General features: G+C 66.6%; 12 protein-coding genes. 10 read left to right on the top strand and 2 right to left on the bottom strand.

Annotation, left to right across the window (positions count from 1 at the left end; genetic code table 11):
- Positions 1–11 precede the first annotated feature (11 nt).
- The 7 genes from V7Z98_RS13285 (at position 12) to V7Z98_RS13255 (ending at position 8,153) form a co-directional block, all read left to right on the top strand.
- Positions 12–1,145, top strand: coding sequence for an ABC transporter permease (locus V7Z98_RS13285; RefSeq protein WP_293260229.1), 1,134 nt, complete (start codon positions 12–14; stop codon positions 1,143–1,145).
- A gap of 226 nt (positions 1,146–1,371) precedes the next feature.
- Complete coding sequence (locus V7Z98_RS13280) at positions 1,372–1,935, top strand: lipid-binding SYLF domain-containing protein (protein ID WP_334158492.1); 564 nt, start codon at positions 1,372–1,374, stop codon at positions 1,933–1,935.
- A gap of 367 nt (positions 1,936–2,302) precedes the next feature.
- Positions 2,303–3,880: an acyl-CoA synthetase gene (locus V7Z98_RS13275; RefSeq protein WP_334158490.1), complete on the top strand. Its 1,578-nt coding sequence runs from the start codon at positions 2,303–2,305 to the stop codon at positions 3,878–3,880.
- 96 nt (positions 3,881–3,976) lie between these two features.
- The gene (locus tag V7Z98_RS13270; protein WP_334158488.1) at positions 3,977–5,113 is read left to right on the top strand and encodes an acyl-CoA dehydrogenase family protein; all 1,137 of its coding nucleotides are present in this window, start codon (positions 3,977–3,979) and stop codon (positions 5,111–5,113) included.
- Positions 5,114–5,198: 85 nt separating this feature from the next.
- A complete protein-coding gene (locus tag V7Z98_RS13265; protein ID WP_334158487.1) occupies positions 5,199–6,374 on the top strand; it encodes a thiolase family protein in 1,176 nt (391 codons plus the stop codon).
- A 64-nt stretch (positions 6,375–6,438) separates the two neighbouring features.
- Entirely contained in the window at positions 6,439–7,206 is a 768-nt protein-coding gene (locus V7Z98_RS13260; protein ID WP_334158485.1) for an SDR family NAD(P)-dependent oxidoreductase, read from the top strand.
- A gap of 296 nt (positions 7,207–7,502) precedes the next feature.
- Positions 7,503–8,153: a TetR/AcrR family transcriptional regulator gene (locus V7Z98_RS13255; RefSeq protein ID WP_334158484.1), complete on the top strand. Its 651-nt coding sequence runs from the start codon at positions 7,503–7,505 to the stop codon at positions 8,151–8,153.
- A gap of 377 nt (positions 8,154–8,530) precedes the next feature.
- Here V7Z98_RS13255 and V7Z98_RS13250 read toward each other — a convergent pair whose 3' ends face one another.
- Complete coding sequence (locus V7Z98_RS13250; RefSeq protein WP_334158482.1) at positions 8,531–9,451, bottom strand: HNH endonuclease; 921 nt, start codon at positions 9,449–9,451, stop codon at positions 8,531–8,533.
- Positions 9,452–9,792: 341 nt separating this feature from the next.
- Between V7Z98_RS13250 and fumC the strand changes: the two genes are divergently transcribed.
- A complete protein-coding gene (gene fumC / locus V7Z98_RS13245; RefSeq protein ID WP_334158481.1) occupies positions 9,793–11,229 on the top strand; it encodes a class II fumarate hydratase in 1,437 nt (478 codons plus the stop codon).
- A gap of 336 nt (positions 11,230–11,565) precedes the next feature.
- Here fumC and V7Z98_RS13240 read toward each other — a convergent pair whose 3' ends face one another.
- Positions 11,566–11,742, bottom strand: a complete 177-nt coding sequence (locus V7Z98_RS13240) for a hypothetical protein (RefSeq protein WP_293260203.1) — start codon at positions 11,740–11,742, stop codon at positions 11,566–11,568.
- 167 nt (positions 11,743–11,909) lie between these two features.
- Here V7Z98_RS13240 and V7Z98_RS13235 point away from each other — a divergent pair, with 167 nt between their 5' ends.
- Both V7Z98_RS13235 and V7Z98_RS13230 read left to right on the top strand, forming a co-directional pair.
- Positions 11,910–12,515, top strand: coding sequence for a TetR/AcrR family transcriptional regulator (locus V7Z98_RS13235; protein ID WP_334158478.1), 606 nt, complete (start codon positions 11,910–11,912; stop codon positions 12,513–12,515).
- A gap of 146 nt (positions 12,516–12,661) precedes the next feature.
- Positions 12,662–13,819 carry an iron-containing alcohol dehydrogenase gene (locus tag V7Z98_RS13230; protein WP_334158477.1) on the top strand — a complete coding sequence of 386 codons (1,158 nt, stop codon included), beginning with the start codon at positions 12,662–12,664 and terminating at the stop codon, positions 13,817–13,819.
- Positions 13,820–13,838 lie beyond the last annotated feature (19 nt).

Below are 13,838 nucleotides of genomic sequence, written 5' to 3'. Positions count from 1 at the left end.
AAAGGCCCGCCATGCTCGGCCGCATCCTGCACCTGCTGATCAAGGAATTCCTCCAGCTGCGCCGCGACAAGTCGGCCCGCTTCCGCCTGCTCATCCCGCCCATCGTGCAGATGGTGCTGTTCGGCTACGCCGCCACCTTCGAGGTGTTCAACGTTTCCACGGTCATCCTCGACCAGGACCGCAGCCAGGAGAGCCGTGCCCTGGAAGACGCCTTCCTGCGCAGCAGCCGCTTCGCCCTGGCGGCCCCGGCCCGCCGGGTGGCCGACGTGCGCGACGCGGTGGAGGCCAGCGACGCCCAGCTCGGCATCGTCATCCCGGCCGGCTTCGCCGAGTTGCTGCGCAAGGGCCAGACGGCGCCATTGCAGGTGCTGGTGGACGGCACCAATTCCAACTCGGCCCTGATCGCCCTGGGCTACGTGGGCCAGATCGCCGGAGACTTCGGCCAGACCTACGCCCAGAACCTGGCGGAACGCACCGGCCGGCTCCAGGGCAAGCCCATCGTCAGCGTCGAGGTGGCCGAGCGCTACTGGTACAACCCCAACCTCAACAGCCGCTGGTTCTTCGTCCCCGGGGTGATCGGCACACTGACCCTGATCACCATCGTCAACCTCACCGCCTTTGCCATCGTGCGCGAGCGGGAGGTGGGCACCCTGGAGCAGATCCTGGTCACGCCGATCCGGCCTTTCGAATTCATCATCGGCAAGACCCTGCCCTTCTTCCTCATCGGCCTGCTCGAAGTGTCCATCGTCGCCGGGGTGGGCATGGCCTGGTTCCGCGTGCCCTTTCGCGGCAATCCCCTGGTGCTGCTGCTCGGCACCTGCCTGTTCCTCTTCGCCACCCTGGCCATCGGCCTGCTCATCTCCACCATCTGCCGCACCCAGCAGCAGGCCTTCTCGTCCAACTTCTTCGTGCTCAACCCGATGTTCATCCTTTCCGGGTTCAGCTTCCCCATCGCCAGCATGCCCCCGGTCCTGCAATGGCTGACCTACGTGGACCCGCTGCGCTACTACTTGGTGATCATCCGCGCCACCTTCCTCAAGGGCGTTGGCCTGGAAGCCCTATGGCCCCAGATGCTCGCCCTGGCGGCCATCGCCGCCGTGCTGCTGGCCGCCGCGGTACTGCGCTTCCGCAAGTCCCTGGACTGACCGCCCCCGCCGGATTGGCGCGGCAGCCGGGCGGGAACTATAAAGAAACAGCCATGGCGACCCTAGATATCGGTGCAGAGGATGGCGGGGTATGCATTGCCATCCGTCAGGGCGCACTAGCCGCTCCCGCTTTGCGGGAAGTTGTAATACCAGGCGCCCCGGCCGGGGCCGCCATGACGCCACCTCCGCTGCGCCTTGGTCGCGGAACGACATGAAGGAAACAACCATGAACCATGCACGTCCCACTCTTCACACGTTTGCCCTGGCCCTGCTGGCGTTCCTCTCCCTCGGCATGTTCAACGGCTTCGCCCACGCGGCCAGCGCCGAAGACCTGGACAAAGAGGCGGATCAGGCGCTGCAGATTCTCTACAAATCCAACCCCCTCGCCGAGAGCCTGGGCAAGAAGGCCCGGGCGGTGCTGGTTTTCCCCAAGGTCATCAAGGCCGGCCTGGTATTCGGCGGCAGTTACGGCGAGGGAGTGCTGAACCAGGGCGCCAAGCGCCTGGGCTACTACAACTCCGTGTCCGCCTCCTGGGGCTGGCAGGCCGGCGCCGAATCCTACGGCTACGTCGTCTTTCTGATGAACAACAAGGCCATCAAATACCTGGACAAGTCCAAGGGCTGGGAAATCGGCGTCGGACCATCGGTGGTGGTCGTCAATGAAGGCATCGCCAAGAACCTGTCGACCTCGACCCTGAAGGACGACGCCTACGCCTTCATCTTCGACCAGCAGGGACTGATGGTCAGCCTCAGCATCGAAGGCACCAAGATCACGCGCATCAAGCGCTGATTCTCCCTGGCCGGCCCGGTCATGGACGGTTCCGGACTCCGGAACTGCCCATGTCCTTTCCGGGCAGCCTGAGTCTTCATCCCAGGCATGGCCGACATGGCAGAGGCCCGCCGTGGTCGCAGCTGTTCGCCCCGTGCGGCAACGGCCTTCGTCTCGCGCTCCCGGGCTTGTGGCGGCATCGAGAGGCGTAGCACGGCAACGTTTGACGTACCCGCCACCTCTTGCTACCTTACGCCAAACCAAGCGCTTGCTTGGTTGAAAAAGATTCCGGATTTTCCGAGCCGGCAAAGCGGCCGAAGCACAAGGTAAAACCCTGTTGCCCGCTGCTGCCGGCCTGGGTCAGACAAGGACACAAGAGGAGACAACCATGGCTGTGCAGCACTCCGCAGACATCGCAGAAATGCGGCGCGTCACCCGCAACACCATCGGCGATGCCGTCCGTCGCGCCGTGAGCAAGTCCCCGGACAAGACCGCCCTGATCTTTGCCGAGCGGCGCTGGACCTACGCCGAACTGGACGCGGCGGCCAACCGGGTCGCCCACCGGCTGCTCGGCCTGGGCCTGTCCCGGGGCGACCGGGTGGCGGCCTACGGCAAGAACTCGGACGCCTACGTGATCCTGTGGCTGGCCTGCACCCGAGCCGGGCTGATCCATGTGCCGATCAACTACGCCCTGACCGAGGGCGAGCTGAAGTACATCGTCGCCCAGTCCGGCGCCAGCGCCCTGTTCTACGATCCGGCCATCGCCGAACACGTGGACCACGTGCGCCCCGAACTGAAGTGCGCCGCCTTCGGCACCCTGCACGGCGGCGCCGATGCCGCCCGGGACGTGCTGGCCGCGGCCGGTGACGCGTCCCTGCCGGCTACCACGCCGGAGGTGGAAATCGACGAGAACGACGTGGCCCAGCTGTTGTACACCTCGGGCACCACCGCCGCCCCCAAGGGCGCGATGATGACCCACCGGGCATTGCTGGCCGAGTACGTCAGCTGCATCGTCGCCTGCGACCTGAAGGGCGAGGATCGCTCCCTGGCGTCCCTGCCGCTCTACCACTCGGCCCAGATGCACGTTTTCCTGATGCCGCACCTGCTCATGGGCGCCACCACCCTGGTGATTCCGGCGCCCCTGCCCGAGCTGTGCTTCGAGCTGATTGAAAAGGAGGGCATCACCTCCTTCTTCGCCCCGCCCACGGTGTGGATCGCCCTGCTGCGCCACCCGGGCTTCGACCGCCACAACCTGACCAGCCTGCGCAAGGGCTACTACGGCGCCTCGATCATGCCCGTGCCGGTGCTCCAGGAAATGCGCCAGCGTCTGCCGGCGGTGGGTCTCTACAACTGCTACGGCCAGAGCGAAGTGGCGCCCCTGGCCACCGTCCTCTCCCCCGCCGAGCACGCCGAGCGCCCGGCCTCCGCCGGCCGTCCGGTGCTCAACGTCGAGACCCGGGTGGTCAATGACGCCATGGAGGACGTGGCCCCGGGCGAGATGGGCGAGATCATCCACCGCAGCCCCCAGGCCATGGTCGGCTACTGGGACAAGCCCGAGCAGAGCGCCGAAGCCTTTGCCGGCGGCTGGTTCCACTCCGGCGACGTGGGCACCCTGGACGAGGGCGGCTACCTGTACGTGGTGGACCGCATCAAGGACATCATCAACACCGGTGGCGTGGTGGTTTCCAGCCGCGAGGTGGAAGAGTGCCTCTACACCCACCCGGCGGTGGCCGAGGTGGCGGTGATCGCCCTCCCCGACGAGAAGTGGATCGAGGCCGTCACCGCCGTGGTCACCCTCAAGGCCGGCCAGCAGGCCAGCGCCGACGACCTGGTGGCCCACGCCAAGGGCAAGCTGGCCCCCTTCAAGGTGCCGAAGAACATCTTCTTCGTGGACGAATTGCCGCGCAACGCCTCGGGCAAGCTGCTCAAGCGCGAGCTGCGGGTGCGCTACAGCCAGCCGGGCTAACTCCCTCCCCCTCCCCTTTCCCCCTGTTTTCCCAGCCCCTTCCCCGCCCCGGCGGGGAAGGCCGGCCCGACTCACGCCCGCATTCCGACAACCGCCATGAACTTCACCCTCACCGACGAGCAGCGCCTGATCCGCGACCTGGCCGCCGACTTCGCCCGCAACGAGATCATTCCCCGGGCGGCGGAGGCCGACCGGCGCCATGAATTCCCCCTCGACGTGGCCCGCCAGGCCCTGGAGCTTGGCCTGACCAAGGTCACCCTGCCCGCCGACTGCGGCGGCGCCGGCCTGGGCAGCACCGAGCTGGTGCTGGTCACCGAGCAGCTCTCCCACGCCTGCCTAGGCATCGGCTCGGCCCTGTCGATCAACGCCCTGGCCGCCGAGGTACTGCTGGTGGCCGGCTCCCCGGAACAGCAGCGCCGCTACCTGGGCCGCTTGGCCGAAGGCGAATTCGCCAGCTACGCCCTCACCGAGCCGGGCGCCGGCTCCGACGTGGCCGCCATCCGCACCCGGGCCGAGCGGGTCGCCGGCGGTTGGCAACTGTCCGGCAGCAAGATCTGGATTTCCAACGCCCCCATCGCCGGCTTTTTGCTGGTGTTCGCCAAGACAGACCCGGAGGCGGGCCACAGGGGCATGACCGTGTTCGCCGTGGAAGCCGGCAGCCCCGGGCTGCGCATCGGTGCGCCCCTGGAAAAGCTCGGCCAGCGGGCCGCCCCCACCGCCGAGGTGTTCCTCGACCAGGTGTTCGTTCCGGACGACGCGGTGATCGGCGCCCCGGGCACGGGCTTCTCCATCGCCATGAAGGTGTTCGACCGCTCCCGCCCCATGGTGGCGGCCTTCGGCGTCGGCCTGATCCAGCGCTGCCTGGACGAATCCCTGGCCTACGCCCGGGAGCGCCAGACCATGGGCCGACCCATCGTCGAGCACCAGGCCATCGCCCACAAGCTGGCGGAGATGGCGATGCGCGGCGAATCGGCCCGGCTGCTCGCCTACCAAGCCGCCAGCCTGGTGGATGCGGGCCTGCCCAACACCCGCCAGGCCTCCATCGCCAAGGCGGTGGCCGCCGACGGCGCCATGTGGGCCGCCACCGAGGCGGTGCAGGTGTTCGGCGGCATGGGCTACAGCACCGAATACCCGGTGGAAAAGCTGTTCCGCGACGCCAAGGTGCTACAGATCTACGAAGGCACCAGCGAGATCCAACGCAACATCATCGCCCGCGAACTGCTGCGGACCTGAGCGCCGCCCCGCGTTCCAGATCCCTGCACCCCCTTTTCTACCTTCCCGACGTTTTCAACACTCCAACATTCTTACGAGGCTTGCCATGCACGAACCCGTCATCATCGACGCCCTGCGCACCCCCTTCGGCCGGCGCAAGGGCGCCCTGCGCGACACCCGCCCCGACAGCCTGCTCGCCCACGCCGTGGGCAGCCTGGTCAAGCGCAGCGGCGTCGCCCCCGAGCGCATCGGCGACGTCATCGCCGGCTGCGTCAGCCAGGCTGGCGAACAGGGCGCCAACGTGGGCCGCCTGGCCTCGATGCTGGCCGGCCTGCCCGATTGCGTGCCCGGCGTGGCCCTCAACCGCATGTGCGGCTCCAGCCAGCAGGCGGCCCACTTCGCCGCCCAGGCGGTGGCCGCTGGCGACATGGATTACGTGGTGGCCGGCGGCGTCGAGAGCATGACCCGGGTGCCGATGTTCCTCGACGTGACCCTGGGCCGCCACGAATTCCGCGGCTTCGAGGACCTCAACCCGGCCCTGTTCGAGCGCCACGCCCTGGTCCACCAGGTGGAAAGCGCCGAGCGCCTGGCCGACCGCTGGCAGATCAGCCGCGCCGAGGCCGACGACTACGCCAAGGAGAGCCACCGCCGCGCCGCCGCCGCCCACCAGGCCGGTGTGCATAAGGAGATTCTGCCCACCCCGGGGGTCGATGCGGACGGCAACCCCATGGTGCTGGCCCGGGACGAAGGGGTGCGCGAGGTGCTCGACGAGGCGCGCATGGCCGCCATGGCCCCGGTGTTTCGCCCCGAGGGCCAGGGCGTGGTCACCGCCGCCAACGCCAGCCAGATGTCCGACGGCGCCGCCGCCCTGCTCATCGCCGACCGGGCCGTGGCCCAGGCCGACGGCCTGCGCCCCCGGGCGCGCTTTCGTGCCCGGGTGGTGACCGGCTCCGACCCGGTGATGCAGCTCGACGGGGTGATCCCCGCCACCCGCCTGGCCCTGGCCAAGGCCGGCCTGACCCTGGCCGACATCGACCGCGTCGAGATCAACGAGGCCTTCGCCACCGTGGTGCTGGCCTGGGCCCGGGAATTCAAGCCGGACATGGCCAAGGTTAACCCCTGGGGCGGCGCCATCGCCCACGGCCACCCTCTGGGCGCCACCGGCGCCGGACTGATGGCCAAGCTGCTCACCGGCCTGGAAGCCACCGGCGGCCAGTTCGGCCTGCAAGTGATGTGCATCGGCCACGGCATGGCCACCGCCACCATCATCGAGCGGCTGTAACGCCAGCTCCGCCCCCCCCCAACCCCGACCTCAATCCCAACAAGAAGCCAATCAAGGAACAACCATGAACCTGACCGACAGTCCCTTCATCGTCACCGGCGGCGGCTCCGGCCTGGGCGCCGCCACCGCCCGGGCCATCGTCGCCGCCGGCGGCAAGGTGGTGATCGCCGACCTCAACCGGGAAGCCGGCGAGGCCCTGGTCACCGAACTGGGCGACGCCGCCCGCTTCGCCCACACCGACGTGGCCGACGAGGCCAGCGCTGCCAACGCCGTGGCCCTGGCCCGCGAAGCCTTCGGCGGCCTGCGCGGCCTGGTCAATTGCGCCGGCATCGCCGTGGGCGAAAAGGTGCTGGGCAAGGACGGCCCCCACCGCCTGGGCGTGTTCGCCAAGGCGGTGCAGGTGAACCTGGTGGGCACCTTCAACATGATCCGCCTGGCCGCCGAGGCCATGGCCGGCAACGCCCCGGACGCCGGCGGCGAGCGCGGGGTGATCGTCAATACCGCCTCGGTGGCCGCCTTCGACGGCCAGATCGGCCAGGCCGCCTATTCCGCCACCAAGGGCGGCGTGGTGGCCATGACCCTGCCCCTGGCCCGGGAACTGGCCCGCCACGGCATCCGGGTGATGACCATCGCCCCGGGCATCTTCGAGACGCCCATGTTGCACGGGCTACCGCAAGAGGTGCAGGATTCCCTCGGCCCCACCGTGCCCTTCCCGCCCCGCCTCGGCCGGGCCACCGAGTTCGCCGCCCTGGTGCGCCACATCGCCGAGAACGGCTACCTGAACGGCGAGGTGATCCGCCTCGACGGGGCCATCCGCCTGCAACCGAAGTAAAGAGGGCGGGAAGCGAAGGGAAATAAGCATGGCCGGGCAACTTGCCGGCCGAAGGAAAGGTGGGCCGCCAAGACGCCAAGAACACCAAGGAACACCACATAAAACGGGGCAATCGCCTTTCCTTGGTGAAACTTGGCACTCTCTTGGAGCCTTGGTGGTTCGCCCCGCTTTCACCGCAGGCCCGGCCAAGTCGCGCCGATAGTTCCAAACCGAAGCCCGGCGCCGACTCCCCTATAATTCCGCCCGGCGGCCGGGATGGCCCGGCGCCCCGCCCTTACACCGCCCCAGGAACCGCCATGCCCGCCACGCCGGACGCCCCAACCCCTTCCGCCACGCCGGACGCCTCCCCCGACAGCCGCCGCGACGAGCTGGTCAGCGCCGCCGCCCGCCTCTTCCGCGAGCTGGGCTACGAGCGCACCACGGTGCGTGAACTGGCCAAGGCGGTGGGGCTGCAATCGGGCAGCCTGTTCCACCACTTCCGCAACAAGGAAGAAATCCTGATGGCGGTGATGGCCCAGGGCATCGAGGCGGTGATCCGCCTCGGCAACGCCGCCGTGGCCCGCTACACCGACCCGGCCGACCGGCTCGCCGCCCTGTTCCGCAGCCACATGATCACCCTGCTCGAAGGGGTCGGCCACGACGCCATGATCGCCCTGCTCTACGAGTGGCGCAGCCTCTCGCCCCAAGGCCGGGAAGAGATCGTGGTGCTGCGCGATGCCTACGAGGCCCTGTGGCAGTCGGTGCTCGACGACGCCGCCAAGGCCGGCCTGGTCCACGGCGACACCCGCATCCTGCGTCGCTTCATCCTCGGCGGCATGAACTGGACCGTGCAGTGGTTCCAGCCCGGCGGCAGCCAGAGCGCGGCGGAACTTACTGAGCGGATGCTGGCTAGTGTGCTGCCTGGGCTGCCTCCGGGAGCGGGGCTGGGGCAAGACAGCGGCCGCTAAGAGACGGTCAAGGGGTGATCCGGGGGGCGTCGGCTGTTCCTTTCGCCCCCGAGGCCAGCGACCTGCTCGTCTCCACCATCTGTAGCCCCAGCACCAAACCTTCTAGTCCAACTTCTTCGTAGTCAGCCTAATCCCGATATACATCTTGTCCGGGCATTGAGTAAACACAGGCTTAAACGGCAGTAATCGACCCAGAGGCGACCTTCCTGCTGCGGCCAACTGAAAGGCTAGTAATAGAGTACAGCAGCCAGTCGATGAGATTGGTCATAAACGAGGATGTGCCTAGGCTGCCGCTGATGCCGAGTTGGTCACAAGCTGGCAAGGTTGAACTACAAGCTAACTGCCCCCTGGAGTGCTTGGATTTTGACCATATGTATTTAGTCGGTCCATCCTGGCATTGGCCATGTGGTCGGCATCCAATGGAATTGGGGTGAGTCCGGTTTTTTATATAAATGCTCGTCAGATACTTTTACTTCAACTGTTGCTTCAATTTTCGACATGGCATTTTTAACCTGCTCCCTTCCTACAACATCCCCGACCACAACGTGGTACACCGGGGTCATGCAGTTGGCAACAAGCCTGATTTCTGCAATCAGGAGCAACCGGTCGGGGAAACTAATACAGTTCGTACTCATCGAATACCCAATCCCTTCCATCGCAGGTGGGTAGTCCCAGCGCCCTCCGACAATGTATGAGTAATTCATGCCTGGATTTAGCAGATACGGAAGGCAGATCGGATTGAAATCTTCAGGTCCAAGCGACGTTAAAATTTGTCCATAAGCGATCTTAATGAGTAACCGTGCAAAATCGTCGGGTACATGTTTGATCTTTGCTACTAGTGCAACCCCCCATTTCTCCTCAAAAGCCTTTGCTTTTTCTGGATCACTGACCATTACAAGCTGCCAGAGTGCTGATTGATCAACACTAGGAGGGAGGCCAAGCAGTATCCCCGCCAGAGGCATCCGATAGAAAAGCATCGGAGCTGGATATTCAGAATAAGGGATTTTCAGTGGGTTTGCGGGGGAAAGCGTATTTGGGTGAAGGTAATACTTTGGTCTTTTCGCTTTTCGTCTAGATGGGGCGTTATAACTGATACGAGCATCACCCCAGAGATTACGCGCCACCTCTCGCTCAAAATTCGATGTTATCTTTGCACAGACATCGCAGCTGGCCTCTTTGAGCACATGCACCCCTCCTAAGCTGAGTGGCACGATATGCTCATCTGTTAGTCGGCAATTGCTTTTTCCACAATAGATGCACTTACCCCTAGAGGGGATTTGAGTCGGTCCGGAGGGCATATCTCTCTTTTGGCTTAGTTTTCGATGAGTGCCGTAGGCATAACACTCTGAAGATATTCATGACTAAAGAATACCTGAATGGACGTTGAGGCGGAGTGACTCGCGTTTGCTGGGCGGCCGCTCTCAGAGTGGAGTCGACTTCTGAGTGACCGCGACGTGAAAACGGCGACTGACCGCTCCTGGCCGATTACAGCCTGATGACGCAGAGGTAGTCAGTTCAGCGATTGTCTGTAGTCAGACATGGCACGAAACCGTAGCCAACCGCCCCCCTCCACAGCTCCCTCCTCCCCCTGACTCCACCCGCCGACAGGTCTAGGATGAAAACTCACCCGGAGAACGCCATGCCTGCCCCCACCCAGCCCCCCGCCACCCGCACCGAGCGGGATACCTTTGGACCCATCGCCGTTCCGGCCGAGCGGTTGTGGGGCGCCCAGACCCAGCGGTCCCGGGAACACTTTGCCATTTCCACCGAGCGCATGCCGGCGGAGCTGGTGGCGGCCCTGGCTCTGGTCAAGCGGGCCGCGGCCCTGGCCAACCGGGATTTGGCCGGGCTGCCGACCGACACGGCCACGGCCATCGCTGCCGCTGCCGACGAGGTGCTGGCGGGCAAACATCCGGAGGAATTCCCCCTGGCGGTGTGGCAGACCGGGTCGGGCACCCAGTCGAACATGAACATGAACGAGGTGCTGGCCAACCGGGCCTCAGAATTGCTCGGCGGCGAGCGGGGCGAAAAGCGCCGGGTGCATCCCAACGACGACGTGAACCGCAGCCAGTCGTCCAACGACATCTTTCCCACCGCCATGCACGTGGCCGCCGCCCGGGCGTTGCACCACCACCTGCTGCCGGCCCTGGCCGCCCTGCGCGCCGAATTGGACGCCAAGGCCCGGGAGTTCGCCCCCATCGTCAAGATCGGCCGTACCCATTTGCAGGACGCCACGCCCCTGACCCTGGGCCAGGAATTTTCTGGCTACGTGGCCCAGCTCGATCTGGCCCACGCCGCCATCGAGGCCACCCTGCCCGCAGTGCTGGCCCTGGCGGTGGGCGGCACGGCGGTGGGCACCGGCCTCAACGCCCCACCCGACTTCGGCCCCCGGGTGGCCCGGGAGCTGGAGGCGGCCACCGGCCTGCCGTTCACCGTGGCAGGCAACCGCTTCGCCGCCCTGGCCGGCCACGAGCCCCTGGTGGCGGCCCATGGGGCGCTCAAGACTTTGGCCACGGCGCTGATGAAGATCGCCAACGACCTGCGCTGGCTGGCCTCCGGCCCCCGTTCCGGCCTGGGCGAGATCAGCCTGCCGGAGAACGAGCCGGGCAGCTCGATCATGCCGGGCAAGGTGAACCCGACCCAGTGCGAGGCCCTGACCATGGTCTGCGCCCAGGTCTTCGGCAACGACGTGGCGATCACCGTGGGCGCCGCCTCGGGCAATTTCGAGCTGAACGTGTTCAAGCCCCTGATCGCCCACAACGTGCTGCAAAGCCTGCGCCTCTTGGCCGACGGCATGGCCAGCTTCACCCTGCACTGCGTGCGCGGCATCGCCCCCAACACCGGCCGCATCGCCGAACTGGTGGAACGCTCCCTGATGCTGGTCACCGCCCTGGCGCCCCACATCGGCTACGACAAGGCAGCGGCCATCGCCAAGCACGCCCACCACGAAGGCACCACCCTCAAGGCCGCCGCCCTGGCCCTGGGCCACGTCAACGCCGAGGACTTCGACCGCTGGGTGCGCGCCGGGGACATGGTGGGCATGCCGCCCCCGCCCCCCTCCTCCGCCAAACCCTAATAGGGACGGGCATCTCCGCGATGCCTATCCCAAACCCCGCGCCAGCCGTGGCTTTTCGAAGAGGCATCGTGGAGATCGAGCACTGGCGCGGCCTTCCGGGCAGCGGCCCGGCGGCTTTCCCCAGAAAATGGGGAAAGGTCTGTGGATAAGCCGGATTTCCCCTTTGCCCTCAGGCATATGACGCCATGCCCGCAAAACGGGCAATGGCGGGAGGCGCCACGGCCGGCACATCGGTCAAGGCGGGTTGCAGGTGAAGGCCGGCGCGGTCAGTCCCATATAACCCCGTGTCGGCCAACGTAGCCGGGGATAGCACTGGGCTCCCGGCCACCGCGCCAGTCAGCGCCACAAGTCGAAAAAAGCGCGGGCGATGGGCGGCAAGAAGATCAGGATGAGCCACGCCAGCAGCAGCAGTCCAAAGGCTGCAAAAACGATGGCCGCCAGCCAGCCCGGCAGGACACCGGTAATGGCCAGGACGAAGACCAATACCGCCACACCGTGAGCAGCACCAAACATACGCACCTCCTCTCATCCTCGTTGCCCAGCCCGTCAACCGGTGCGGTGCTGCGCGACCGCCGGGAATCTAGTGTCCCGGCCCAGCATTCCGACCCACTCACACCGCCCGGAACCTCGGCAAGAAAATTACTAGACGACCGGTCTAATTTCGCCTATCCTACGTCGTCATGAAGGCCCACTACGACGACACCCGCCAGCACATCCTCGACACCGGCAAGCGCATCATTGCCGGCAAGGGGTTCTCCTGCGTCGGTTTGACCGAGATTCTGCAGACGGCGGATGTGCCCAAGGGCTCCTTCTACCACTACTTCAAGTCCAAGGAGCAGTTCGGCCAGGCCCTCATCGAGGACTACTTCGCCTGCTACCTGGAGCGCGTCGACACCCTGCTCACCAACCCGGCCTACCCGGCCCGGGGGCGCCTGCTGCGCTACTGGCAGCAGTGGGTGGATACCCAATGCACCGGCTGCACCGACCAGAAATGCCTGGTGGTGAAGCTGAGCGGCGAGGTGGCCGACCTGTCCGAACCCATGCGCCTGGCCCTGCGCGACGGCACCGAAGGGGTGATCCGCCGCTTGGCCGGCTGCATCGCCGCCGGCGCCGAGGACGGCTCCCTACCCGCCCTGCCGCCCCGGGAAACTGCCGAAACCCTCTACCAGCTGTGGCTCGGCGCCAGCCTGCTGGCCAAGCTGCACCGCACCGCAACGCCCCTGGAACAGGCCATGGCCGCCACCGAGCGGCTGCTCGCGCCGGCTTCCGAACCCGCCGCTGCCTAACCCCCCAAGCCCATCCAAACGGCCGCCATGACTGTTTTCCCATCGTACCCGTCATCAACCAGCAACTAGACGACCGGTCTAATTAGCACCCCCGCATTCACGACGTACCCGCGACGCATCCACCACAGTTTTCCCAAAGGCCCGCCATGCAGAACTTCGACTACTACAACCCGACCCGCATCGTCTTCGGCCAGGGCAGCATCGCCCAGCTCGACCAGTTGGTGCCCACCGACGCCAAGGTGCTGGTGCTCTACGGCGGCGGCAGCGCCGAGCGCAACGGCACCCTGGCCGAGGTGGAGGCCGCCCTGGGCAACCGTACCGTGCGCCGCTTCGGCGGCATCGAGCCGAACCCGGAGTTCGACACCCTGATGGAAGCCGTGGCCCTGATCCGCGCCGAAAAGCTCGACTTCCTGCTGGCCGTGGGCGGCGGCTCGGTGATCGACGGCACCAAGTTCGTCGCCGCTGCCGTCGACTACCCGGGCGATCCGTGGCAGATCCTGGAGACCCACGGCGCCCAGGTGACCCAAGCCGTGCCCCTGGGCTGCGTGCTGACCCTGCCGGCCACCGGCTCGGAGATGAACAACTTCTCCGTGGTCAGCCGCCGCGCCCGCCAGGCCAAGCTGGGCTTTGCCAGCGCCCACGTCTTCCCCCGGTTCTCGGTGCTCGACCCGGTCAAGACCTACACCCTGCCGCCGCGCCAGATCGCCAACGGGGCGGTGGATGCCTTCGTGCACGTCATGGAGCAGTACCTGACCTACCCGGCCAACGCCCCGGTGCAGGACCGCTACGCCGAGGGCCTGTTGCAGACCCTGATCGAGGTCGGCCCCCAGGCCCTGGCCACGCCCCAGGACTACGACGTGCGCGCCAACTTGATGTGGGCCGCCACCCAGGCGCTGAACGGCCTGATCGGCGCCGGGGTGCCGCAAGACTGGGCCACCCACATGATCGGCCACGAGATCACCGCCCTGTACGGCCTGGACCATGCCCAGACCCTGGCCATCGTCCTGCCCGCCCTGATGCGCGAGTGCCGCGCAGCCAAGCGCGACAAGCTGCTCCAGTACGCCGCCCAGGTGTGGGCCATCCACTCCGGCGGCGCCGACGAGCGCATCGACGCGGCCATCGACCGTACCCAGGCTTTCTTCGAATCCCTCGGCGTCAAGACCCGCCTCGGCGACTACGGCATCGGCGCCGAGGCCGCGGACAAGGTCGCCGCCCAGCTCCAGGCCCACGGCATGACCGCCCTGGGCGAACGCCAGACGGTGGACATCGCCGCCGTCCGCCGCATCCTTCAAGCAGCCCTGTAGTCCCCTCCCCCCCATCCGA

This window comes from Oryzomicrobium sp., from assembly GCF_036820405.1.
Classification (GTDB): Bacteria; Pseudomonadota; Gammaproteobacteria; order Burkholderiales; family Rhodocyclaceae; genus Oryzomicrobium.
This window is presented reverse-complemented; position numbering and strand designations above follow the sequence as displayed.